Here is a 22,657-nt window from a genome sequence, read left to right as displayed (position 1 = left end):
TCGTAACTGTTACGATTTGAGAACCAAAAAGATTAATGTTATAAAATTTTTACAATTACTCTATGATAAAAGCGGGAACAGGATCAGCAAGCTTGGACCAGTCCTCATTCATTTCTTTTTCAGTAAGAAGACAGGTGTCTAGTGAGCGTTCAATCTGTTTTTGTTCCATTTCAATGCCGATAAAAACAAGTTCTGTCATTCTGTCTCCATAAGTTTCGTCCCATCTTTCCAATAATTCTGGTTCTTCTTCTAATGTTTGTCTTTTCTCCTCTTCGCTGTAGCTTGCAACCCATTCACCTGCACCTTGAATCATAATAGATGCACCAGCTTGGGAAATCAAACCAGCCATATCATTTCTTGAAGCAAGCCAGAAGAATCCTTTGGCACGGACAATCTCGTTAGGCCAATTATCTAGCCAAGCTTTAAATCTCTCAGGATGAAATGGCTTTCTGCGACGATAAACGAAGGAAGATATTCCATATTCCTCTGTTTCAGGGATGTGCTCTTCGTTCAATTCCTTGATCCAACCCGCTGCTTGGCTCGCTTTTTCAAAATCGAACAATCCTGTGTTCAAAATGGCTTCCAACTCTACTTGGCTGTTTACCGTTTGGATTATTTTTGCATCAGGATTCAATTTCTTCAATAGTGCCTCTAATTCCACTACATTTTCTGGTTCTAGTAAATCAGTTTTATTTAATAAAAGAATGTCAGCGAATTCAATTTGGTCGATTAGTAGATCAGAAATCTCACGGATATCCGATTCGTCTGTTCCCTGTTTACGATCTAAGAGACTTTCGCCGGATTGATAGTCGTCATAGAAGCGGAACCCATCAACCACAGTAATCATCGCATCTAAGCGGCACTTTTCAGTGAGATCAATATCAAATTCTTCATCTAAGTAAGTAAAAGTTTGGGCAACAGGTATTGGCTCACTTATTCCGGAGGATTCGATAACGATGTAGTCGATGTTGCCTTCGTCTACTAGACGCTCTACTTCCTTCATTAAATCATCACGCAAGGTGCAACAAATGCAGCCATTCTGCATTTCTACCAACTTTTCTTCGGTTCTGGAAAATCCGCCTTGCTGGATAAGTGCGGCATCGACATTCACTTCACTCATATCGTTTACAATTACAGCAATCTTCAAACCTTCTCTATTTGATAAAATATGGTTCAACAATGTTGTTTTTCCGGCACCAAGGTAACCGCTTAGTACTGTTACAGGTATTTTCTTTTTCATAAAAATATTAACTTCCTTTCTCGTTTAAAGCGTAATCTTTACGATTTACATATTGAATAGTACTAAAAACTTAGCAAGAAAACAAGCTATTTTTATTGTCATTTTGGTTTGAGTTTGTCATATTGAAAGAAGGGAATCTAAATTATTATTCAGAAAGAGGGTAAAACAGATGAAATTACTGGATGAAATTTTAGAACATAATACGGGTTTTGTTGAAAAAGAGGAGTATATTCAATACCAGACCACCAAATTTCCTGACAAGAAATTAGTGGTGTTATCATGCATGGATACAAGGCTGATGGACTTGTTACCAAAGGCGATGAACCTGAAACATGGCGATATGAAAATTGTAAAAAATGCCGGAGCGATTGTATCTCATCCATTTGGAAGTATCATGAGAAGTATCTTGGTTGCAGTATTTGAACTTAATGCAGATGAAGTATTGGTTGTTGGCCATCACGATTGCGGAATGGGCAAAATCAATCCGGTAGGCATGCGTGAAAAGATGGAAGCAAGGGGAGTAACGAAAGAAACAATTGATGACTTGAAATATGCAGGCATTGATGTAAAAGGCTTCTTAAAAGGGTTCGATAGCGTGGAGGAAAGCGTTCGTGAGAGTGTAGATATGATTGCAAACCATCCACTTATGCCAGACGGGGTACCTGTGCATGGATTGGTCATTGATCCGCACACAGGTAAATTAGATCTTGTTGTAAATGGATATGAGCAAAATTAATTCTTTTCTTTCTTTTCCGGGACATGATCGATGCCGCCTGGATGGAAAGGATGGCATTTAAGAATTCTCTTTATTGTAAGCCAACCGCCCTTGATAGCTCCAAAACGTCCGATTGCCTCCATGCCATAATGGGAGCATGTCGGATAAAATCGGCAGGTTGGCGGGGTTAATGGGGATATGAATTTTCGATAAAAACGTATAATGGATAATAAGACATGTTTCATTTACTGTCACCTCAAGTAAATTATAATCGAAAGTTTGGGAAACCAAAAATTTATTAAATTCGTATAAATCAGATGAATTTAATTGGAATTGAATCTGTGTTATACTGTATTTAACTTTTAAATAAAGGGAGAGTGCAATTATGCCTTCAGTAGAAAGTTTTGAACTAGATCATAATGCGGTTAAAGCTCCTTATGTTCGTCATTGTGGAGTTCACAAGGTAGGAACAGACGGTGTTGTTAATAAATATGATATTCGTTTTTGCCAACCAAACAAACAGGCGATGAAGCCGGACGCTATTCATACTCTAGAGCACTTATTGGCATTCAACATCCGTACACATGCGGAAAAATACAGCCATTTTGATATCATCGATATATCTCCAATGGGCTGCCAAACTGGCTACTACCTAGTGGTAAGCGGCGAGCCGACAGTAGATGAAATTGTAGACTTAATGGAAGACACATTAAAAGATGGTATCCAAGTGGAAGAGATTCCGGCTTCCAATGAAAAACAGTGCGGTCAAGCAAAGCTTCATGATCTCGAAGGTGCAAAACGATTGATGAAGTTCTGGTTAGAGCAGGATAAAGAAGATTTGAAAAAAGTTTTTGGATAAAATAATGGTAAAACCCAGAGTTCCTATACTCTGGGTTTTTTTTGGAATTTTTTTCTTTAAAATATCCCCTAGGGGGGGTTATGATAGAAGTATTATTTATGGAAGGTGGCGGTAAAGTGGGAGACCACCATAAGCATCGCAAAAGTATAGTGAACAGGCTGGCAAGAATTGAAGGTCATGTCCGTTCGGTAAAAGAGATGGCGAGTAATGAAAGAGATTGTGGTGATCTTTTGATCCAAATAGCTGCAATTAGATCGGCATTAGACAATTGCGGGAAGCTGATCCTTAAAGACCACCTTGAAGGCTGTGTGGTAGAAGCAATTAAGGAAGGGGATGAAAAAGTAGTAGAAAAATTGAATGAGGCGATTGACAAATTCATTAGATAAAATAGGGGGAAACATGACAAAGCCATTGCATTCATCAGAAACGAACAGGCAGATAGTAAAAACGATTCTTCTACTTTCCATTCCTGCAGTTATCGATAATTTTTTTCAGACGATCTTAGGATTTGTGGATACATTATTTGTTTCCCAATTAGGTTTGATTGAGGTATCTGCTGTAGGAGTTACAAATGCAATCCTTGCAGTTTATTTTGCGGTATTCATGTCTATCGGGGTGGCAGCAAACGTCTTTATCGCAAAAAATACAGGGGCAGGTAATGACAAAAAAGCAGGAAAGGTAGCGCAACAATCCATCCTGCTTGCGGTTATAATAGGTATATTATTTGGCTTGATTTCACTTTTATTTGCTGAGTCACTATTAAAGTTAATGGGAGTCTCAGAGGAAGTCCTCACTCCTGCAGCCAGTTATTTTAGGATTGTGGCAGTGCCATCTGTATTTATTTCGTTAATGTTTGTCCTCAGCAGTATTTTAAGAGGAGCTGGTGATACTAAATCACCAATGAAAATAAGTATTTTTATTAATCTACTAAACATTGCTTTGGACTACATTCTAATTTTTGGTTGGTTCTTTGTTCCAGCACTTGGTTTGGAAGGGGCAGCATATGCCACTTTGATTGCAAGGTTGGTGGGAGTTGCCGGTCTGTTGTGGTATTTAGGAAGATCAAACGATATGAAGTTCAGTCTGTCTTATTGGCGCCCTGATAAAGAAGTCCAGTATCAGTTGCTGGCGTTAGGCACTCCTGCAGCAGGCGAAAGGCTTGTAATGAGAATCGGTCAGGTCCGTTACTTTGGAATGATAGTAGCTTTAGGGACCAATACATTTGCAGCACACCAGATAGCAGGGAACATTGAAATATTTTCATATATGATCGGCTATGGTTTTGCAACTGCCGCTACTACCTTGGTAGGACAAAGGCTTGGTGCCAATGATTTGGCAGGGGCAAAAAAGTATGCGGATTTTTGCGTTCTGATTGGTGTCGGTGCGATGACGATTCTAGGTTTGATGTTATTTTTCTTAGCTGAATGGGCAGCTGGCTTTTTCACTAAAGATATACAAGTTATACAACAGATTACCATTGCTCTTCAAATAGATGCCTTTATCCAACCTATTCTTGCTGTTGTCTTAATATTGACGGGAGTTTTCCATGGGGGTGAAAATACTAGATTCCCAATGTATGTAACTGCCATTGGAATATGGTTGATTCGAACAGTAGGGGTCTATCTTCTCGGTATTTATATTGGTTTAGGAATAGCGGGTGTTTGGATTGCCATTGGTCTGGATAATCTATTTAGAGCTGTTTTATTGGGTTTAAAATACAAGAATAATAGTTGGATGAAATTACAGTCCAAGGAAGTAGAAGAATTCACCCAAAAGGCTGTAAACTGATAGCTCGAACAAAAGGGAGTATAGACAAGTTAGTTTATACTCCTTGTTCTGTTTTAATTTGCTGATGAAATGATGGACGCTGCTACTCTTGCTCCTGATATATTTCGGGCAATTGGGCCAACTTCAAGTTCTGCTAGTGCTCCACTCACATAGAGGTTTGGTGCCCATTCTAACATGTGGTTAACAATGGGATAACCGCACTTGGCACATGGAAGCTTTTCTTGTTTGATGACAGGTTCTAGCCAGTCCTTGCCAGGAAGGTTCTGTTCAAAACCAGTTGCCATAAGGATGGAGCCAGCTTTTACAAATTCTCCTGTATCAAGTGAAAGTTGTACTTCCTTAGGACGGACTTGATATTCTGTTACCATTCCATCTTTAATAATTAATTTCTCTGTTCGAACTAGATGGCTGAGTCTGTTCCGTAATTCCGATGGGATGGAGCCTTTATGCCTTGCTGACCTTATGGCATCGCGTCTTTTTTCATAGTCTTTCATTTTGACAAAAGGCTGCCGTTTTTTAGGACCAAGCCATTCAGGATTACTGTCAAAATCATGAACCCTGAATGGATGGCGTTTTAGCATGGTTACTTCACCAGGGAACAAAGAAGCCAGTTTGATTGCTAGATGAGTGGCGGTAATTCCACCACCCACCACTACAAACGGGGCATTCATTTTTTCAAAGCTCGGAAGATCCTTGTCAAACACATGGAATAATGAGTTAGGATTGGTCTGTTTTAAATTTTTTGCCCATTCTGGGAGGTGCAACTGCTCACTGATTCCGATGGCTATCACGACTTTTTCCGATTTTAATTTTTCTCCATTTTCAAGGTCCACTATCCAATACCCATCATGCTTTTCTATATGACTAACCTTTGATGTGACATAAGCTTGCAGGATTTCCAATTCATCAACCAGGTGATCACAATGATCATTAAACATATGTAAGGAAGGTCTTTTATATCTTCCGTAAAAATCATTGTTTGATTGATAGTTTGGTTCTTTCTTGGAAAAAGACTGCAAACTAAATGGATCTGTATCTAAATGATGTACAGAGGGCGATCTCAAGTATGGCATGGAAATAGTGGAGGTACACCTTTTCCAATTTTCCAATGGCTTGTGATTTGGATCAACTATTCTTAATTGGTTGATGGTAGTTTTATTCTTTTTAAGCAAAAACGTGGCAACGGTTAAACCTTGGATGCCACCACCGATGATAACCCATTGATGCATAGTGAACACTCCTCTTTCTTGCAAATAGTAATCATTACGATTATAGATATTACATATAGTATAGGAATGTGCAGGAGGAATCAAGAAGCAGAAACACGAAAAAGCTTTCCAAACATTTCTATCATACTGTTAATAGATTAGACATATATTGCTAGTAACAAAGATAAAGTTTTAAAAGTTTGATATGTTATAATACAAAATAGAAAATATGATAGGAGTAGAAGAATGAGGAAAAGCAGTAGTCTTTTGAAAGATTTAATCGGGCTTGCTTTGATTGGGGTTTTCCTATACCTATTCTTTTTTATAGATTTCAAGGAGATCTCTCTTGATATTCCAAGCTCATGGCTGAATGTAAATACAATTTTCCTTAGTATCGTCATTGAAGCCATACCGTTTATTTTACTTGGTGTATTCGCCTCTGCGTTGATTCAAACATTTGTTTCAGAGGAAAAAATAAAAAAATACTTACCTAAGAGTCCCATTGGTGCCATTATTCCGGCAGCGTTACTTGGGGTCATTCTACCAATCTGTGAATGTGCGATTATTCCGGTTGTTCGTAGATTAATTAAAAAAGGGATGCCGCTTCACGTAGGAGTAGTCTTGCTTGTAGGTGCACCTATTCTTAACCCGGTGGTTGTAGCTTCTACATACTTTGCATTCAACGGGGACCCTACCATTTTATACGGTAGATTCGGACTTGCCTTTATTTTGTGTATTGTTATTGGATTTTTGATGTTATTGCTTTTTGATAATAAAAATCAGCTTCGCTGGACGAAAAGTGAGTTGCAAGGAAGACAAGACTTAGAGCTTGAGCAGCCGGTACTTCAGCAGAACAAATGGAAAGCAACATTTTACCATGCTAGCGATGAGTTTTTTGACATGGGGAAATACTTGATCGCCGGTGCGTTTATTGCGAGTTTATTCCAGACATTCCTTGACCGCAGTGTATTGATGGCGCTTGGTCAAAATGAGGTATTATCTCCAGCAGTCATGATGGCTTTTGCATTTGTGCTTTCTCTATGTTCTGAAGCAGATGCCTTTGTTGCCGCATCATTTGGCTCAACCTTTACAGTCGGATCGTTGTTAGCATTCATGGTATATGGACCTATGCTAGATTTAAAAAATACTTTTATGCTTTTTGCTTATTTCCGTACAAAATTTGTACTTGTATTTATGGCAGTTGTGACGATTGTTGTGTTCGCCGCCATACTTATTTTCCAGCAGCTTGTGCTGTAGGAGAGAGGATGATAATTGATGGAAAGCAATCGTGATTATGGGTTCCACATTTACTTGCGTGGAATCATATTGCTAGGATTTACTCTCTTGTTTTTTAAACTTCTGGCCACAGGGGATATCACAAATTTCATTGCTCCGCGGATGATGCCGTTCATGTATTTTGCAGCAGGAACTTTGTTTATTCTTGGAATTGTGCAGATTTGGCGCAGCGGATCCAAAAATAAGGACGAATTAGTGTGTAATTGTGGATTTGACCACGGGGAGTCTTCTACTCCCATTCAATCTATATTGATTTATTCGATGTTTGTGTTGCCTGTTGTGACAGGTTTCATGTTCCCAGATAATATTTTGGACAGCTCAATTATCGATAAGCGCGGATTTACGAATTCTAAGGTGATTGTGGAACAACGTGAGCAGGCGGGTGCATTTGATGGGCCATCTGGTGGTGCTGACGGCGCAAGTGGGGAATCTGAAACATCCAGGGCGGAAGCTTACTTGGATGATCCTGAAGGGTATATGGAAGATCAGGAGAATGGGGAACCTACCATTGATGAACAGTTAGCGGATGCACCATTAGAACATCCGGAAGGGTTTGAACTACAGGAACCTCCAGAAGGATATTATGAAGAACTGAAGGCCGAAATGCTTGAGATGGATACTATTGTCGTGGATGATGAAAGGTATATTCCGATGATGAACATCATTGATATGAGCATTGATGAATTTGTCGGCAAGAAAATAGAAATGGTTGGATTTGTATACCGAGAAGCAGACTTTACAGAGAATCAGTTTGTTGTCGCACGTTTTGGATTGTCTTGCTGTGTAGCGGATGCCAGTGTTTATGGGACATTGTCCACTATGAGCGGGGGAGGAGACCTTCAGAATGATGACTGGGTGAAAGTGAGTGGAACACTGACCACCACCCAATACAACAACTGGACGCTTCCATATGTTGAAGTAGATACACTTGAAAAAGTAGAACAACCAGATTCACCTTACATCTACGAATACTACTAACCGACATACAAACAATGATAGTGAATTTAAATTAACCCCCTGAGCTAAGCGCTCAGGGGGTTTCGACATTTAATGCAAAATACCTTTAGGGGTCTGACCCCTTTTTTAAATTTTTTTAACTTTTTTATTTCTTCTCCTCTTCAGCAGGGTCCGTTTCGTTTTTGGTTGGGTCGATTGGGTCTATGGTGTGTTCGTATTTGTAGGCTTTGTTGGTGGAGAGTAGGGTTAGGAAAAGCACGACTAATACGATGATGATGCAGATGATTAAGATGGTCATCATGTTGTTGTATACCTCCTTAAAGAAAATCATTATATACAGTTTATCACTAATATTCTATCTTATAAAAAGCTTTTGTTTAGGCATAAGTCCATTGTTTAGGGGGACGCTATAAGGGGTAAAAAACCTATATAGATGTTGTTATATTTGAAGGAGGTAAATGAACAAAATGTCTAATCAATTAACAGATGTAGTAAATAAGCAAGTAGCAAACTGGAGTGTTCTTTTTATTAAGTTACATAATTATCATTGGTTTGTTAAAGGGCCGGAATTCTTCACACTTCATGAAAAGTTTGAAGAGTTGTACGGGGAGGCTGCCACACATATTGATGAATTGGCAGAGCGACTATTAGCAATTGAGGGAACTCCAGTTGGAACGATGAAAGAGATCTTGGAGATAGCCACCATCCATGAAGCTGAAGGGAAAGAAACGGCAGAACAGATGGTACAATCCATTGCAAGTGACTTTTCAACGCTGATAGAAGAGTTAAAAGAAGGCATGGAGATTGCGGACCAAGTGGGAGATGAAACCACTGGGGACATGCTTCTTGCGATCCACCAGAGCGTGGAGAAACACAACTGGATGTTGCATGCATTCTTAGGTAAATAAAACAAATAGCCTGGTGCTAGGACTTGTACGGAGTCCTTGCATCAGGCTTTATTAATGAGGAAAGTCAATGAAGCAGTCCCTGGTCCCCGTTATCTCCGCTTATCAATAATTCCTTCACCTGTTCCATCACCAATTCCGCAACCACTTGATGAAGATCTTCATCTGATAATTCCGCTATAAGATCGATACATTGCTCCCGTGTGAAACTGTTAACGATCGAATACGCCACTGCATCAATATCCTCATCATCTCTGATCCATTTTTTATGATATTTGTTTACGAACGTCTCAAATGATTTCATATCACTTCTATCTCCTCTAGTAAAATAATGATTAGTTTCCTCAAATTTAATAAGTTCATACACAAAACTCTACTAATTCGTAACGGGAAGTTAGCAATTTGCATACAATGCAATATAGAAAAAAATGAGTGTGTAGGGGGATTTGTCATGGACAAGTACAACTTAATCTATCTTGGGTCTGTATCATTTGTGGGCTCCATGGCTTCGTTTTTGTATGGAGGCTTCAGCTCACTATTGATGTTTTTAATTATGTTTGTCGTCGTAGATTATGTAACAGGAATCATGGCTGCGTATGTGGAAAAGCGATTGTCAAGTCGAGTGGGTTTTAAGGGGATCGCACAAAAGGTATTTATTTTCGCATTGGTCAGCATCGCGCATGTGTTGGACATTATTTTAGGTACTAATTTGATAAAAGACGTTACGATTTTATTTTATTTGGTCAATGAATTCATTTCCATTATGGAAAATGCATCACGCATTGGTGTGCCGATACCTAACATTTTGAAGAAAGTAATAGATGCCATTAAGAAAAAGGCGGATCCGTAACAACAGAAACTAAAGAATAAAGCAGCGATTTTGTGTGAAAATAAGAGAAGATACTGGAAAGGGTGAAGATACATGGAGCGTAAAACATACTACATTTCACTGGCAGAGGGTTCAATCTCACAAGTTAGTACAGCATCTTCTTGGGATTATCAAATACAGGCAACAGATGATGAAATAACGCAATTAAGGGAAATATTTGATCAGAATTATTCTTCAGATTGGCAGGGTTTTTGGCGGGCTCATATCCCGTTTGTTCAATATCATTATGACCGCGAGAATGATGCCTATGATAACGGATTGCAGCAGGCGTTCAAGATGATCTATGAGCTTGGTGATGAAGCAACAAAGGCCCATATTAAAGATCAGGGGCTTATGGATGATATTATTGAATAATTTTTTTTAGAAATGATGGTCTAAATGGGGTACTTGACTCTCACATTTTCGATGCTACTATGATAAGATAAATAAGAAAAAAGAGATATTGGAGTTTCGATAGTATGTATGAGTTTGAAGATATTTATAACAACCGAGTGATGTTATCCTTTGAAGACCATCCTTTTTCTCGAGACCCCAAACACGTCTGGGTAATTTGCCGTTACCAAGATCAGTGGCTGTTGACAAGTCATAAGAACAGGGGAATGGAGTTTCCAGGGGGAAAAGTGGAAGACGGGGAAACTGCCGATCAAGGTGCAATCAGGGAAGTAAAGGAAGAAACAGGTGGACATGTGTCCCAGTTGAAATACATAGGTCAGTATAAAGTGGATGGAAGAGAAAAAGTCATTATTAAGAATGTTTATTTTGCCGTAATCGATAAGTTGGAAAAGCAGTCTACATATTTTGAAACCAATGGGCCTGTCCTCATGAAGGAGATACCAGCAAACATAAGAAAAGATAATCGATATAGTTTCATTATGAAAGATGATGTACTGACACATTGTCTCGATAAAATAAAGAGGAGCAACTCCATTTAAGGGGTTGCTCTTTATTTTTACGAATGTTTAACAAGTTTTTTTTCAAGGTACTCTACTAGTTGATACATGATTGTCGCAAACACTGCGATAATCAATAAGCTCAATAGGACGAGGGTGAAATTGAATACTTGAAACCCATAAATAATCATATAGCCTAGTCCTTTGGAGCTGACCAGAAATTCTCCGACAATGACTCCGACCCAAGCCAAACCAACGTTCACCTTAAGTGTGGAAATAATAGTAGGGTAGGACGCTGGGAGGACTGCTTGCTGAAAAAGCTGCCTGCGGGTTGCTCCGAAGGTCCTCAGTACTTTTAGATAGTTATCATCCACTTCTTTAAAGGCGGTATAAACGACGATGGTTGTGATGATAACAGAAATGATGGCTCCCATTGTGATAATCGATCCCATATTAGGGCCAATGGCAACAATTAAAATAGGGCCAAGTGCGACTTTAGGCATGGCATTCAGAATGACTAGATATGGCTCAAGCACTCTGGAAATCATCGGCGACCACCAAAGGATGGCAGCCATGATGGTACCGATGAGTGTCCCCAGAATAAACCCGAAGATGGTTTCGGTAACGGTGATGCTGATATTGGAAAGCAGCGTACCATCTTTTATTTTCTCCATGAACAGATTCCAGATTCGACTTGGATAACTGAACAGCAATGGATTGATCCAGCTGTTTTTTCCGGCAATTTCCCAAGAGGAAAAAAAGACGATGAAGATAATCAACTGATACAGTCTTACCTGATAGGTCACCTTTTTACGCTGTTTTAAATATCCTTGATGAAGGAGATCAATGTTCGCTTTCTTGTTCAAGTTGCTCCAACTCCTTCCAAATCTTTTGGAACAAGGAGGAGAAATCCGGATGCTGCCTTGCTTCAAATGGGATCATGTTTTTTAATTCTTCCGGGACTATAAACGTTTTCGCCAATCGACCAGGATTCGCTTTTAACAGAAAGATTCGGTCACTCATTGCTATCGCTTCACCGATATCATGGGTGACGAGCAGCGCGGTTTTTTTAAATGATTTGAGTGTGGTAAAGACTAAATCCTCAAGCTTTAGCTTTGTCTGATAGTCCAGTGCTGAAAATGGTTCGTCGAGAAGAAGGAGCTGAGGGTCGGTGGCAAGCGTTCGGACAAGTGCTGCACGTTGCCTCATTCCACCTGATAACTGAGGTGGATACAACTTTTCAACATCCGGCAGTCCCATGTCTTTTAAGAGTTGCAAGGTTTTGTCTATATTTGGTTTTGACCGTTTGTTGGCGATATTCAACCCCAGCAGTACATTCTCCTCAATGGTCTTCCATGGGAAAAGATAATCCTGCTGCAGCATATAGCCGATGTCCGCTACGCAGTCCTTGGAAGGCCTGCCGCCTAAAAGTACAGACCCCTCTGTTGGTTTAAGGAGGCCTGCAATGATCGACAGAAGTGTCGTCTTCCCACAGCCGCTAGGGCCGAGAAAGGAGATGAATTCCCCTTCCTCGATAGTGATGGAGATGTCTTCAAGCACCTTTGTAGCCCGTTCCGGTGTAAAATAGATGTGTTCTATATTATTGATTGATAATAAACTCATCGTTCATCATCCTATTCTTCCATTACCTCTTCTGCAATGGTTGTATTTACTAACGTATCGTATTCCACGTATTGTGGAAGTTCCCCGGCTGTATCCATGATGTTTTGTAGGTTATCCCACTCTTCTTGATCCAGGATAGGGTCAGTGGCGAAAGAACCTTGACTCTTATAGCGGTCAATAACGGTTGCGATCAACTCTACCGATGTATCCTCGAAATACGGGAGAATGACTTTGGCAGTCTCAGATGCCGGGTTATTTTCGACCCATTGTTGAGCTTTATAAAGCGCACGGGTGAATTTCTCTGCTGTCTCAGGGTTCTCTTTTAGATAGCTTTCTTTCGCCATAAAGGTCGTATATGGCAGATGACCCGACTCTTCCCCAAAGGAAGCGACGATATATCCGATGCCTTCCGCTTCAAAAATACTTGCTTGTGGTTCAAATAGCTGAACGAATTCACCTGTGCCGGAAGCGAAAGCACTAGGGATGTTGGCAAAGTCAACGTTTTGGATGAGGTTCAAATCATTTTGTGGGTCAATGCCGTGTTTTTTGAGGACGAATTCCCCTGCCATTTGAGGCATGCCGCCTTTACGCTGGCCCAGGAATGTACTGCCTTTTAAATCATCCCACGCAAAATTATCAAGCTTTTCTCTGGACACTAAAAAAGTTCCATCTGTTTGGGTTAGTTGGGCAAAGTTGATGATCGGGTCATTGGAGCCTTGCGCATACACATAGATGGACGTCTCAGATCCCACCAATGCCACATCTGCACCATCAGCCAATAAGGTGGTCATCGTTTTGTCTCCGCCCCAAGTGGTCGTTAATTCAACCTCCAAGCCTTCTTCTTCAAAAAATCCTTTTTCAATCGCAACATATTGGGGAGCATAAAAAATAGAGCGGGTAACTTCTGCAATCCGGACCTTCTCTGTTTTGCCTCCACCGCAAGCTGCAAGGGCAGCAATTAAAGCAAAAGATAATAAAATACTTAACGTTAAACGTAAACCTTTCATGTTCTACCTCCTCAGAAATTGTGGGCATATGCTTTGTATGTTTTTATAGATTAGCGTATGATTTGGGCTAAATATGTGTGAATGCCTAGTGCGTCAAAAGGGGGCAATATTTTGCAAGACGGGATGATTGTTGAAAAAACTCCATATCCATCACCTAGTCCGCATATCAATGTCTTTACGGTCACCTATTATAGCAGCGGCCTAAAGGTAAAGGGTTTGATGGCAGAACCGAAAGCGGAAGGGGAGTATGATGGATTTCTATATTTAAGAGGCGGCATTAAAAATGTCGGACAGGTTCGTGTTGGCCGCATCGTTCAATTTGCTTCAGAAGGCTTTGTGGTGATGGCGCCATTTTACCGTGGCAATCAAGGCGGAGAGGGAAATGAGGACTTTGCTGGGGATGACAGGGAGGATGCGTTTTCTGCTTTTAAGTTGTTAGCGGGCCATGAAAAAGTGAAAGCTGATCGTATTCATGTGTTCGGTTTCTCTCGTGGCGGTGTGATGGCTTTGATGACAGGAATTGAATTTCCTGAAGTGTGTTCGGTTGTATCCTGGGGCGGAGTGTCTGATATGTTTTTGACTTACGAGGAGAGAGTGGACTTGCGACGTATGATGAAACGGGTAATAGGTGGGACTCCGAATAAATATCCTGAGCGATATGAATGGCGGACACCTCTGTTGGAGCTTGAGCGGCTGGATGCACCAATATTGATTATTCATGGGGAGCAGGATAAGAACGTTTCTATTGAGCATTCTTATAGGTTGGAAAAGTGTGCAAAGGAGATGGGGAAGAAGGTGGAAGCGTGGTATTATTCGGAGTACACGCATTATTTTCCTCCGCAGGAGAATCGGAGGATAGTGGCGCGGTTGACAAGATGGATGAAGGAACAGTGACTGATAGGGGGAGAGGGAGCTTCTCAACGCCCGAAACGCGGTGTGGAAAGGGAAAACGGTAGTAGAGGGAGCTTCTCAACGCCCGAAACGCGGTGTGGAAAGGGAAAACGGTAGTAGAGGGAGCTTCTCAACGCCCGAAACGCGGTGTGGAAAGGGAAAACGGTTGTAGAGGGAACATCCTATACGCCCGAACGCCGATGAGAAAGAAGGAAACGGTCAAATAGAACGGCTCTATACGCCCGAACGCCGATGAGAAAGAAGGAAACGGTCAAATAGAACGGCTCTATACGCCCGAACGCCGATGAGAAAGAGGGAAACAGTCAAATAGAACGGCTCTATATGCCCGAACACCCAAGAGAAAGAGGGAAACGGTTAAATAGGACAGCTCTATACGCCCGAACCCCCACTAAAAACATGAAAACAGTCATATAGGGGGTTCTTCTAAACGTCCCCCCATAAACTAGAAGGCCAACCAAGTCTCTCAAAGCCTTGGTTGGCCTAAAACATTTATAATTATTATACCGTAGGTCCGCCCAACTCAAGGACTTCCGCAGGTACATTTTCAAACTTCTTGAAGTTCGCTTTGAACTTTCCTGCGAGCTCGCGAGCAAACTGGTCGTATTTTTCTTCGTTATGCCATGTTTTCTTCGGTTGTAACACTTCGTCAGGTACACCTGGAACATGTACTGGAATGGAAACGCCGAAGTATGGATCGGTTTCTACTTCCACATTTGTCAGGTCGCCTTCAAGTGCCGCCTGTACCATAGCTCTTGTGTAAGAAAGCTTCATGCGGCTTCCAACGCCATACTCCCCGCCAGTCCAGCCTGTGTTAACAAGGTAAACCTGTACGTTGTGCTCATCAATTTTCTTGCCAAGCATCTCCGCATAAGTAGTAGCAGGAAGCGGCAGGAATGGTGAACCAAAGCAAGTAGAGAAAGTTGCTTGTGGTGATGTGATTCCACGCTCTGTGCCTGCAAGTTTACTTGTGTAACCACTTAGGAAGTGGAACATTGCCTGTTCTTTTGATAGCTTAGAGATTGGAGGCAATACGCCAGTTGCATCGGCTGTTAAAAAGACGATGGTATTTGGGTGACCGGCAATGCTTGGTTGAACGATATTGTCCATTGCATCCAATGAGTAAGCTGCACGTGTATTTTCTGTTAACGTGGAGTTTTCATAGTCAGCAATTCTTGATTGACCATCAATGACCACATTTTCAAGGACTGAGCCAAAACGGATTGCGTCAAAGATTTGCGGTTCTTTTTCACGAGTCAGACCGATGCATTTAGCATAGCATCCGCCTTCAATGTTAAATACGCCTGTGTTAGACCAGCCGTGCTCGTCGTCTCCGATAAGTTTACGGTTCGGGTCAGCAGATAGCGTTGTTTTACCTGTACCGGAAAGACCGAAGAATAATGCTACATCGCCTTCGCGTCCTACGTTTGCCGAGCAGTGCATTGGCATAATTCCGTTTTCCGGAAGAAGATAATTCATTACAGAGAAAATGGACTTTTTCATTTCTCCGGCATATTCTGTACCACCGATCAGAACAATGCGTTTGCTGAAGGAAATAATGATGAATGCTTCTGAATTTGTTCCGTCTATGACAGGATCTGCTTTGAAATTCGGAGCAGAAACAATGCTGAATGCGGTTTCATGTTTTGCCAATTGCTCTTCATTTGGCTTAATAAATAACTGTTGTGCAAAAAGGTTGTGCCATGCGAATTCGTTGATTACTTGGATTGGCAATTGATATTTTTCATCGGCGCCAGCGAAGCCTTTGAATACAAATACTTCTTCTTTGTTTTCTAAGTATGTGAGAACTTTGTTATATAGGCGATCAAATACTTCTTCAGAGATAGGCGCGTTGACGGTACCCCAGTCAATTTTATCTTTGCTGATTTCTTCTTCTACAATAAATTTATCTTTAGGGGAGCGACCCGTGTATTTGCCAGTCGTTGCGAGTACTGCACCAGTTGAGGTCAGGCAGCCTTCGTTACGGTTTAATATCTTTTCTACCAATTGAGGAACAGACAGTTGAACATGCGTGTTGCTTCCGTAAATTAATTTTGTTAACCCATTATCAATCCCAACCGTTTTCATCATGGATAACTCTCCTTTGATTATATAATTTGCTTATTTATTTTCTCATCTGTTAAAAAGTATAACACATTTAACTTAATAGTCCATACTAATTAGCTTATTTTATGAAAATTTATAGGAATTCGTTAACATTTTGTGAAAAAGAGGCTTATCCAAGTGGAATAGCATTAGATTAACTGATTGAAAGCGTTGTCATTTCTAAGCTTGTCCACTAAAATTTTCACCAAATGTCCTCTCCCATTATAAACCTTGCCAACCAGAAGTAAAAGAAAATGATAATGAGATTTTTCAAGATAAAAGATCTACATAAAAGGAAGTAATTATTTCCTGTAAATTGATGTCGAATTATTTCTCTTTTTTGTTGACATGAAAGGTTTTAGTACGCTAATATAGAACCTTGAACGGATACTCTTATTCCGAGCTGGTGGAGGGACAGGCCCTATGAAACCCAGCAACCTGCTCAAAGGATGAGCGAGCGCGAAAAAGCACGCCGCTGTTTTGTATTAGGCCAATGTTATTGGTCGCTTGAGAAAAGGTGCTAAACCTGAGCAAGGCTATGACCTTGACCGATAAGAGTGAAAGGCTAATTCTCGACATCAAACCTTTCCTCAATTTTGTGGGAAGGTTTTTTCTATTTTTACACAAGATAACATAGAACATCACAATAGGAACTGAGATCCGTATCAAATATAACTGCTGTACGTGAAGAGAAGTCAAACGCTTTTCATAAACAAAAAGGAGGAACTTTTTTTAATGACTAAACAACGTCGTTTATTTACTTCTGAGTCCGTAACGGAAGGCCATCCGGATAAAATTTGTGACCAAATTTCCGATTCTATCCTGGATGCAATCCTAACAAATGATCCGAATGCACGTGTAGCGTGTGAAACATCCGTTACTACTGGATTGGTATTGGTAGCTGGAGAAATTACAACTTCCACTTATGTAGATATTCCTAAAATTGTTCGTGAAACAATCCAAGGCATCGGTTATACTCGTGCAAAGTACGGTTTTGATGCGGAAACTTGTGCGGTACTTACTTCCATCGATGAGCAGTCTGCTGACATCGCAATGGGTGTTGACCAAGCGTTAGAAGCTCGCGAAGGTCAAATGTCAGATGCAGAAATCGAAGCAATCGGAGCTGGAGACCAAGGTCTAATGTTCGGATATGCTTGTAATGAAACAAAAGAATTAATGCCATTACCTATTTCACTGGCGCACAAGCTTTCTCGCCGTTTAACAGAAGTGAGAAAAGATGAGGTTCTTCCTTACTTACGTCCAGACGGTAAAACGCAAGTGACAGTGGAATATGATGAGAACGACCAACCAGTTCGTATTGATACAATCGTAATTTCAACTCAACATCACCCAGAGGTTTCCTTGGAGCGTATCCAACGCAACATCAAGGAATACGTAATCAAGCCGGTAGTTCCTGCTGAATTGATCGACGAGAACACAAAATACTTCATCAACCCGACTGGCCGTTTCGTAATCGGTGGACCACAAGGGGATGCGGGTCTTACAGGACGTAAGATCATCGTTGATACTTACGGTGGATACGCTCGCCACGGTGGTGGAGCATTCTCCGGTAAAGATGCAACGAAAGTAGACCGCTCTGGTGCATATGCTGCACGTTATGTGGCTAAAAACATCGTAGCAAGCGGACTTGCTGACAAGTGTGAAGTTCAATTGGCTTACGCGATCGGTGTTGCACAACCGGTATCCATCGCAGTTGATACTTTCGGAACTGGTAAAGTTTCTGAAGAAAAATTAGTTGAATTGGTTCGCAATAACTTCGACCTTCGTCCAGCAGGAATCATCAAAATGCTAGACCTTCGTCGTCCTATCTACAAGCAAACTGCAGCTTACGGCCACTTCGGACGTAATGATCTGGATCTTCCTTGGGAGCAAACAGACAAAGCAGATGCTTTGAAAGAACAAGCGAACGCTTAATATAGTTAATAAAGAAAACCGCCCGAGAATGAGGCTCTTTGAGAGCTCTATTCTTAGGCGGTTTTTAATTCTAAAGGATTTCTTCTAATTTTATATATAAAGAGTCTCTTTCTGTTTCTAAGACGGTTAGTTCATCTTGCAGCCTTTGAAGTGTAAGTAAATCCTCTTCATTGTTCATCAGAGTTTCCAACTTAACTATCTCTGTTTCCAAATCTTCTAATTGCTTTTCAAATTCTTCGTAGCATCTTTTTTCGCTCGCTTCATAAACCAAGTGCTTTTTCTTTTGCTCAATTTTGGTGATTTCAGGTAGTTCCACAACCTTTTTCCTCTCCAATTCCTCCCGCTTCTCCCGCGCATACTGATAGTTCCCTTCAAAGGTAACGATCTCCCCATCTTCTAACCAGCATGTTTTCTCAAAATACTTATTTAAGAAGTACCGGTCATGGGAGACAGCGAGGATGGTGCCGTCGAACTCCTCCAATGCTTCTTCTAGCACTTCGCGGGAATCTATGTCCAGGTGGTTTGTCGGCTCATCTAATATTAGCAGATTGATGTCTTGGTGCATGAGCTGTGCCAGACGCAAGCGCATTTTTTCGCCGCCGCTTAAATTTTCCACCTTCTTGAATACAGCAGGTCCATAGAATAAGAATTTTGCTAATACATGTCTTGCTTGTTCCAAGGTGATGGAAATGTCCTCACGGAAAGCTTCTATTAATGTTTGTTTTGGGTTACTGGCCTTGATGTGCTGAGAAAGATAGCCGACTTTTGCATTACTGCCAAGTTTCACTAAACCACTATCCACGTCTAGTTCTCCAAGTAAAATCTTTAACAGAGTAGATTTCCCCGTACCATTCTGACCAACAATGGCAGCCCGTTCTCTAAAATAAACCGCAAGATCAATGTCTTGGAAAAGAGTTTTCGTACCAAAAGCTTTACTTACCTTTTCCATTATGACAACATTTTTTCCACTGCGATCTGTGGCATCAAATTGAAGGCCCATTGCCTTTCTTTCAAGAATAGGACGTTTTAACTTTTCCATTCTATTTAATGCTTTTTCCATGCTTTTCGCGCGGCGGTGCATGGCAGCATTGGGCGGATTGCTCTGATTCGCCCATTCTTTCAAACGTTTGATTGCTTCTTTCATCTTTTTCATTTTTTTCTGCTGTTCTTGATAGGCCGAGAATTCCAACAGCAGACGTTCTTCTTTTTCCTTAAGGAAACCACTGTAATTGGTGTGGTAAGTGTAAATCTCCCCGTCCTCTAAATCAATTATCTTTGTTGCTACTTCATCAAGGAAATAGCGGTCATGGGAGATGGCAACAACTGTCCCATCATAATCTTTAAGATATTGCTCCAGCCACTCTACAGAAAAGATATCAAGATGGTTGGTCGGTTCATCAAGCAATAAAACATCCGGGTTTTGTAACAGGATAAACCCTAAGCATATCTTTGTTTGCTCTCCGCCACTCAAGCTTGAGAAGGGCTGAGGGAGCAGATGTGTAATTTTCAGGCCGTTTGCAATCCGCTGAATGGAGGCATCCATTTCGTAACCTCCCATAAAACCGAAGCGTTCTTGCAATACGCCGTATTCCTGCATAATCTTGTTTAAGTGGTCTTCTTCAGCAACCTCCGCCATTTGGTTTTCTAATGCCCGAAGCTTTTGTTGCAGTTCCACAGTTTCCTTGAAAGCCAAAAGCAAGACATCTTCTCCTGTTGTCCCCTCAGAGTAGGAGGGGATTTGAGCAAGGTATCCAATTTTAGCGCCCTTTTTTATATGAATAGCTCCTTTATCAGGTGCTTCCAACCCACTGATCAGTTGAAACATTGTCGTCTTGCCACTTCCGTTTCTACCAACAAGTCCAATGCGGTCGTTTGCCTGAATTTCCATGGAAACATTCTCAAAAATCGTCGTGCCTGCAAAGCTTTTACTTATATTATTTAATGTACATATCATCATGTTTTGTTCACTCCTTCAGAATTTAAACGCACAAAAAAACCATGAGTAAGAAGAAGCCTTCTTTCCCATGGTTTTTATCTAGTCACAAGTGTACACAACGAAAAGTGAGTACACTTATGCAAATGGTGTGCTGTTGGGTAAAAGATTCTTACTATCTGTCTTTTCTATTCAGCTGTCTGAAAATGGACATACGTGTCCCGTTGATAGCTGAATCATGAAAAATTGCACGACAAATATGCAAGTATGCCATGTATTGTGTGCGAGCATTAACAGATAGTAACATCTTTTTCCCTCCTTCCGAACAAGTAAGATAGATATATTATATAATATTCCATTTTAATGTTGCAAATCTTTTTGCAATTCTTCCTTTTCTTACGCAAGTATTTGTATTTTCTCTGGTGCTAAAGCGCTTTGGTAGTCGTGGAGGAGCCTTTCGAAAATAGAGTCCCAAGATTGCTCTAAGGCATATTGACGGCCGGCATATCCCATTTGTTCTCTCTTTTCATCGTCTTCTAAAAGGCTGGTAATGGCAGAAGCGAACGAAACGGCATCATTTTGGTTGCACAGATGGCCTGTCACCCCTTGTTTAATGATTGTCTTGACACCACCTGCATTTGCACCAACAACTGGGGTCCCAGATGCCAAAGATTCTAACACAACATTCCCAAAGGTTTCGGTAGCAGAAGGGAAGACAAATATATCAGATCCGGCATAGATTTCTGCCAGGTTTTGTCCAGACTGAAAGCCAGCGAAACTCATATTGTCGGGGGCATTTTTATGCAATTCTTGTTTTAATGGGCCATCACCAACTATTAGCCAGTGCACGTCATGACGTATGGATGAGGGCAGGGAAGATTGAATTTTGGGAAGCAAGGCTACATCTTTTTCAGGTGCAAGCCTACCCACGTAGGTAAGGATATGTTTTTCTTTAATATTGAATTTGTTTTTTAAAAGTTGAGAGGATGTCCGTGGGTAAAATACGGAACAGTCCACCCCTCTAGGCCAGATAGCAGTATTGGTGAATCCGTGTTTGTTGAGGTGATTCTGGGTGTCGGTGGATGGAACGAAAATTTTCCGCAATGGTCGATGGAACCAGCGCATATAACTCCAAAGCACTTTTGTCAGAAATTGAAGATCGTAGTATTCGAGGTATTTGTCAAAGTCAGTGTGGTAAGACCCAACTACCGGAATGTCGAGTTTTTTTGCATAGTGAAGTCCGCAAAGGCCGATATTAAAGGGAGTTGCAACATGAATGAGGTCTGGCTTAAATTTTAAAAGCTCGGCCTTCACGGACAGCATATTCGGCAATGCAAGACGGCACTCGGGATAAAGAAAGAATGGCAGACTTGCAAAGCGATGGACTTGACTTGAAAAAAGGTCTTTGTTCGTACTTTCTGGTGCAAATACGCGGTATTCCAGTCCTTTGATGTCCAAGTAATTGGTGAATCGCTTTAACGTTTTGGCGACACCATTGACATCTGGTGCAAAAGTGTCTGTGAAAATGGCAATTTTCATAGTGGGCCTCCTTCTTTTTATTAGAATAGGGGAACAACTAATAGATAGGATAAGATTCCTGTGCTGCTTCCGAGTATCATTCCGACGGCAACATCAGATGGATAGTGAAGTCCTAGATAAATCCTTGAGATACCTACACATAGAGCCAGTGGAACTAAAAGGATTGCCAGAGGTGGAAAAAATAAGGCAAAAGGAATAATACTTGAGAAAATGGCAGTTGTATGACCGGATGGAAAGGAATGATCTTTGAGCGGGTTAGTGGCCACTTTTATCTCAGCAAGTGCAAGGTATGGGCGGCGTCTTGGATAAAGTTTCTTTGCAATGGCTACTGGAATATGACTCAGAGCCAATGATAGGCCCGCTGCAATTGCTGTATGTTTAAGGGAATGATTGCTGAAGATAATCAAAAATAAGAGGCTGCAAATGGTGAAAGTGGCTCCGCCTATATGTGTGATGTTGCGGAAAAAGAAATTTACATACTTTCTGTCAAAATGACGATTTACACTGCGAAACAGATTGCATTCGAATTCGTAGAAATTAGCTAGTAATTTGACCATCATCAGGGCTCCTTTTTAGCTAGGTTTTATTCATATTCTTATTTTTATTTTAGATGGAAAATATTTAGGAAGTTATAAGTCTATGTAAAGAAAGGGTAAGAATTTGGTGTTGGAAAATTTACAGAAATTTTAGAATAAAAAACACCACCCGGGAATTTGGGGTGGTGTTTGGAAAAAATAACATTAACAGTTGATCTCCGTTCCAGGCGCTTCGCTTGCCTGCGGGCGGTCCGTGAGCCTCCTCGGGCTGCGCCCTGCGGGGTCTCACCAGTCCCTTCCTCCCGTGGGCGTCTTCGCGCCT

25 protein-coding genes and 1 riboswitch are annotated in these 22,657 nt (G+C 41.0%); of the genes, 12 read left to right on the top strand and 13 right to left on the bottom strand.

Features of this window, described 5'->3' with window-relative positions; all coding sequences use genetic code 11:
• Positions 1–55 precede the first annotated feature (55 nt).
• Complete coding sequence (locus K7887_RS17425) at positions 56–1,240, bottom strand: GTP-binding protein (RefSeq protein ID WP_223490881.1); 1,185 nt, start codon at positions 1,238–1,240, stop codon at positions 56–58.
• Positions 1,241–1,409: 169 nt separating this feature from the next.
• Between K7887_RS17425 and K7887_RS17420 the strand changes: the two genes are divergently transcribed.
• Positions 1,410–1,976 (top strand): beta-class carbonic anhydrase, encoded by a 567-nt coding sequence (locus K7887_RS17420; protein ID WP_223490880.1) that lies wholly within the window; start codon positions 1,410–1,412, stop codon positions 1,974–1,976.
• On the opposite strand, the gene yidD is transcribed toward K7887_RS17420, so the two are convergent.
• On the bottom strand, positions 1,973–2,200 hold the full coding sequence (yidD, locus tag K7887_RS17415; protein WP_223490878.1) for a membrane protein insertion efficiency factor YidD: 228 nt from the start codon (positions 2,198–2,200) through the stop codon (positions 1,973–1,975). The genes K7887_RS17420 and yidD overlap by 4 nt on opposite strands.
• A gap of 140 nt (positions 2,201–2,340) precedes the next feature.
• On the opposite strand from yidD, the gene K7887_RS17410 reads away from it, so the two are divergent.
• From K7887_RS17410 to K7887_RS17400, 3 genes are all read left to right on the top strand, one after another.
• Positions 2,341–2,814 (top strand): S-ribosylhomocysteine lyase, encoded by a 474-nt coding sequence (locus tag K7887_RS17410; RefSeq protein ID WP_010195244.1) that lies wholly within the window; start codon positions 2,341–2,343, stop codon positions 2,812–2,814.
• 80 nt (positions 2,815–2,894) lie between these two features.
• Positions 2,895–3,200, top strand: coding sequence for a metal-sensing transcriptional repressor (locus K7887_RS17405; protein ID WP_223490877.1), 306 nt, complete (start codon positions 2,895–2,897; stop codon positions 3,198–3,200).
• Positions 3,201–3,213: 13 nt separating this feature from the next.
• Positions 3,214–4,602: an MATE family efflux transporter gene (locus K7887_RS17400; protein WP_223490876.1), complete on the top strand. Its 1,389-nt coding sequence runs from the start codon at positions 3,214–3,216 to the stop codon at positions 4,600–4,602.
• A gap of 53 nt (positions 4,603–4,655) precedes the next feature.
• Here K7887_RS17400 and K7887_RS17395 read toward each other — a convergent pair whose 3' ends face one another.
• Positions 4,656–5,831 (bottom strand): FAD-dependent oxidoreductase, encoded by a 1,176-nt coding sequence (locus K7887_RS17395; RefSeq protein WP_223490875.1) that lies wholly within the window; start codon positions 5,829–5,831, stop codon positions 4,656–4,658.
• A 225-nt stretch (positions 5,832–6,056) separates the two neighbouring features.
• Here K7887_RS17395 and K7887_RS17390 point away from each other — a divergent pair, with 225 nt between their 5' ends.
• Both K7887_RS17390 and K7887_RS17385 read left to right on the top strand, forming a co-directional pair.
• Positions 6,057–7,067: a permease gene (locus K7887_RS17390; RefSeq protein ID WP_223490874.1), complete on the top strand. Its 1,011-nt coding sequence runs from the start codon at positions 6,057–6,059 to the stop codon at positions 7,065–7,067.
• An 18-nt stretch (positions 7,068–7,085) separates the two neighbouring features.
• Complete coding sequence (locus K7887_RS17385; protein WP_223490873.1) at positions 7,086–8,084, top strand: TIGR03943 family putative permease subunit; 999 nt, start codon at positions 7,086–7,088, stop codon at positions 8,082–8,084.
• 124 nt (positions 8,085–8,208) lie between these two features.
• Here K7887_RS17385 and ytzI read toward each other — a convergent pair whose 3' ends face one another.
• Entirely contained in the window at positions 8,209–8,364 is a 156-nt protein-coding gene (ytzI, locus tag K7887_RS17380) for a YtzI protein (protein WP_223490872.1), read from the bottom strand.
• A 166-nt stretch (positions 8,365–8,530) separates the two neighbouring features.
• Here ytzI and K7887_RS17375 point away from each other — a divergent pair, with 166 nt between their 5' ends.
• Positions 8,531–8,971: a Dps family protein gene (locus K7887_RS17375; protein WP_223490871.1), complete on the top strand. Its 441-nt coding sequence runs from the start codon at positions 8,531–8,533 to the stop codon at positions 8,969–8,971.
• Between the two features lie 64 nt (positions 8,972–9,035).
• On the opposite strand, the gene K7887_RS17370 is transcribed toward K7887_RS17375, so the two are convergent.
• A complete protein-coding gene (locus K7887_RS17370) occupies positions 9,036–9,272 on the bottom strand; it encodes a DUF6154 family protein (RefSeq protein WP_223490869.1) in 237 nt (78 codons plus the stop codon).
• A gap of 147 nt (positions 9,273–9,419) precedes the next feature.
• Between K7887_RS17370 and K7887_RS17365 the strand changes: the two genes are divergently transcribed.
• The 3 genes from K7887_RS17365 (at position 9,420) to ytkD (ending at position 10,789) form a co-directional block, all read left to right on the top strand.
• A complete protein-coding gene (locus tag K7887_RS17365) occupies positions 9,420–9,818 on the top strand; it encodes a phage holin family protein (RefSeq protein WP_223490868.1) in 399 nt (132 codons plus the stop codon).
• Between the two features lie 72 nt (positions 9,819–9,890).
• Entirely contained in the window at positions 9,891–10,211 is a 321-nt protein-coding gene (locus K7887_RS17360) for a hydrolase (RefSeq protein ID WP_223490866.1), read from the top strand.
• 104 nt (positions 10,212–10,315) lie between these two features.
• Positions 10,316–10,789, top strand: coding sequence for an RNA deprotection pyrophosphohydrolase (ytkD, locus tag K7887_RS17355; RefSeq protein ID WP_223490865.1), 474 nt, complete (start codon positions 10,316–10,318; stop codon positions 10,787–10,789).
• Positions 10,790–10,806: 17 nt separating this feature from the next.
• Here ytkD and K7887_RS17350 read toward each other — a convergent pair whose 3' ends face one another.
• Genes K7887_RS17350 through K7887_RS17340 form a run of 3 tightly spaced genes read right to left on the bottom strand, consistent with a single transcriptional unit; the run spans position 10,807 to position 13,377 of the window.
• A complete protein-coding gene (locus K7887_RS17350; RefSeq protein WP_223490863.1) occupies positions 10,807–11,613 on the bottom strand; it encodes an ABC transporter permease in 807 nt (268 codons plus the stop codon).
• On the bottom strand, positions 11,591–12,370 hold the full coding sequence (locus K7887_RS17345; protein ID WP_223490861.1) for an ABC transporter ATP-binding protein: 780 nt from the start codon (positions 12,368–12,370) through the stop codon (positions 11,591–11,593). The genes K7887_RS17350 and K7887_RS17345 overlap by 23 nt, the downstream gene beginning before the upstream one ends.
• Before the next feature lie 11 nt (positions 12,371–12,381).
• A complete protein-coding gene (locus tag K7887_RS17340) occupies positions 12,382–13,377 on the bottom strand; it encodes an ABC transporter substrate-binding protein (protein ID WP_223490858.1) in 996 nt (331 codons plus the stop codon).
• Positions 13,378–13,500: 123 nt separating this feature from the next.
• On the opposite strand from K7887_RS17340, the gene K7887_RS17335 reads away from it, so the two are divergent.
• Positions 13,501–14,271 (top strand): alpha/beta hydrolase family protein, encoded by a 771-nt coding sequence (locus K7887_RS17335; RefSeq protein WP_223493688.1) that lies wholly within the window; start codon positions 13,501–13,503, stop codon positions 14,269–14,271.
• Positions 14,272–14,787: 516 nt separating this feature from the next.
• Here K7887_RS17335 and pckA read toward each other — a convergent pair.
• Entirely contained in the window at positions 14,788–16,374 is a 1,587-nt protein-coding gene (gene pckA / locus K7887_RS17330) for a phosphoenolpyruvate carboxykinase (ATP) (protein ID WP_223493687.1), read from the bottom strand.
• Positions 16,375–16,782: 408 nt separating this feature from the next.
• Positions 16,783–16,950: riboswitch (SAM riboswitch) on the top strand.
• 177 nt (positions 16,951–17,127) lie between these two features.
• Between pckA and metK the strand changes: the two genes are divergently transcribed.
• A complete protein-coding gene (gene metK, locus K7887_RS17325; RefSeq protein ID WP_223490856.1) occupies positions 17,128–18,327 on the top strand; it encodes a methionine adenosyltransferase in 1,200 nt (399 codons plus the stop codon).
• 70 nt (positions 18,328–18,397) lie between these two features.
• Here the strand turns inward: metK and abc-f are convergent, their stop codons facing one another.
• The 4 genes from abc-f to K7887_RS17310 all read right to left on the bottom strand — a co-directional run bounded on the left by abc-f (position 18,398) and on the right by K7887_RS17310 (position 22,359).
• A complete protein-coding gene (gene abc-f / locus K7887_RS17320) occupies positions 18,398–20,284 on the bottom strand; it encodes a ribosomal protection-like ABC-F family protein (protein WP_223490854.1) in 1,887 nt (628 codons plus the stop codon).
• Positions 20,285–20,435: 151 nt separating this feature from the next.
• Entirely contained in the window at positions 20,436–20,567 is a 132-nt protein-coding gene (locus K7887_RS22990; protein WP_263290307.1) for an RAxF-45 family protein, read from the bottom strand.
• Positions 20,568–20,656: 89 nt separating this feature from the next.
• On the bottom strand, positions 20,657–21,799 hold the full coding sequence (locus K7887_RS17315; RefSeq protein ID WP_223490852.1) for a glycosyltransferase family 4 protein: 1,143 nt from the start codon (positions 21,797–21,799) through the stop codon (positions 20,657–20,659).
• A gap of 20 nt (positions 21,800–21,819) precedes the next feature.
• Complete coding sequence (locus K7887_RS17310) at positions 21,820–22,359, bottom strand: phosphatase PAP2 family protein (protein WP_399208625.1); 540 nt, start codon at positions 22,357–22,359, stop codon at positions 21,820–21,822.
• Positions 22,360–22,657 lie beyond the last annotated feature (298 nt).

The sequence above is a fragment of the Sutcliffiella horikoshii genome (assembly GCF_019931755.1).
GTDB lineage: Bacteria > Bacillota > Bacilli > Bacillales > Bacillaceae_I > Sutcliffiella_A > Sutcliffiella_A horikoshii_E.
The sequence above is the reverse complement of the archived record's forward strand: the minus strand, read 5'-3'. Positions and strand labels throughout refer to the sequence as shown.

What these genes read in the sequence shown, in the direction of transcription:
- K7887_RS17405 (WP_223490877.1), top strand. Translation starts at nt 2,895, where the DNA reads ATGATAGAAGTATTATTTATGGAAGGTGGCGGTAAAGTGGGAGACCAC.
- K7887_RS17400 (WP_223490876.1), top strand. Translation starts at nt 3,214, where the DNA reads ATGACAAAGCCATTGCATTCATCAGAAACGAACAGGCAGATAGTAAAA.
- K7887_RS17345 (WP_223490861.1), bottom strand. Translation starts at nt 12,370, where the DNA reads ATGAGTTTATTATCAATCAATAATATAGAACACATCTATTTTACACCG.
- K7887_RS17395 (WP_223490875.1), bottom strand. Translation starts at nt 5,831, where the DNA reads ATGCATCAATGGGTTATCATCGGTGGTGGCATCCAAGGTTTAACCGTT.
- pckA (WP_223493687.1), bottom strand. Translation starts at nt 16,374, where the DNA reads ATGAAAACGGTTGGGATTGATAATGGGTTAACAAAATTAATTTACGGA.
- K7887_RS17370 (WP_223490869.1), bottom strand. Translation starts at nt 9,272, where the DNA reads ATGAAATCATTTGAGACGTTCGTAAACAAATATCATAAAAAATGGATC.
- K7887_RS17420 (WP_223490880.1), top strand. Translation starts at nt 1,410, where the DNA reads ATGAAATTACTGGATGAAATTTTAGAACATAATACGGGTTTTGTTGAA.
- K7887_RS17340 (WP_223490858.1), bottom strand. Translation starts at nt 13,377, where the DNA reads ATGAAAGGTTTACGTTTAACGTTAAGTATTTTATTATCTTTTGCTTTA.
- abc-f (WP_223490854.1), bottom strand. Translation starts at nt 20,284, where the DNA reads ATGATGATATGTACATTAAATAATATAAGTAAAAGCTTTGCAGGCACG.
- ytzI (WP_223490872.1), bottom strand. Translation starts at nt 8,364, where the DNA reads ATGATGACCATCTTAATCATCTGCATCATCATCGTATTAGTCGTGCTT.
- K7887_RS17335 (WP_223493688.1), top strand. Translation starts at nt 13,501, where the DNA reads ATGATTGTTGAAAAAACTCCATATCCATCACCTAGTCCGCATATCAAT.
- ytkD (WP_223490865.1), top strand. Translation starts at nt 10,316, where the DNA reads ATGTATGAGTTTGAAGATATTTATAACAACCGAGTGATGTTATCCTTT.
- K7887_RS17410 (WP_010195244.1), top strand. Translation starts at nt 2,341, where the DNA reads ATGCCTTCAGTAGAAAGTTTTGAACTAGATCATAATGCGGTTAAAGCT.
- K7887_RS22990 (WP_263290307.1), bottom strand. Translation starts at nt 20,567, where the DNA reads ATGTTACTATCTGTTAATGCTCGCACACAATACATGGCATACTTGCAT.
- K7887_RS17365 (WP_223490868.1), top strand. Translation starts at nt 9,420, where the DNA reads ATGGACAAGTACAACTTAATCTATCTTGGGTCTGTATCATTTGTGGGC.
- K7887_RS17310 (WP_399208625.1), bottom strand. Translation starts at nt 22,359, where the DNA reads ATGATGGTCAAATTACTAGCTAATTTCTACGAATTCGAATGCAATCTG.
- yidD (WP_223490878.1), bottom strand. Translation starts at nt 2,200, where the DNA reads ATGAAACATGTCTTATTATCCATTATACGTTTTTATCGAAAATTCATA.
- K7887_RS17385 (WP_223490873.1), top strand. Translation starts at nt 7,086, where the DNA reads ATGGAAAGCAATCGTGATTATGGGTTCCACATTTACTTGCGTGGAATC.
- K7887_RS17425 (WP_223490881.1), bottom strand. Translation starts at nt 1,240, where the DNA reads ATGAAAAAGAAAATACCTGTAACAGTACTAAGCGGTTACCTTGGTGCC.
- K7887_RS17390 (WP_223490874.1), top strand. Translation starts at nt 6,057, where the DNA reads ATGAGGAAAAGCAGTAGTCTTTTGAAAGATTTAATCGGGCTTGCTTTG.
- K7887_RS17315 (WP_223490852.1), bottom strand. Translation starts at nt 21,799, where the DNA reads ATGAAAATTGCCATTTTCACAGACACTTTTGCACCAGATGTCAATGGT.
- K7887_RS17375 (WP_223490871.1), top strand. Translation starts at nt 8,531, where the DNA reads ATGTCTAATCAATTAACAGATGTAGTAAATAAGCAAGTAGCAAACTGG.
- K7887_RS17360 (WP_223490866.1), top strand. Translation starts at nt 9,891, where the DNA reads ATGGAGCGTAAAACATACTACATTTCACTGGCAGAGGGTTCAATCTCA.
- metK (WP_223490856.1), top strand. Translation starts at nt 17,128, where the DNA reads ATGACTAAACAACGTCGTTTATTTACTTCTGAGTCCGTAACGGAAGGC.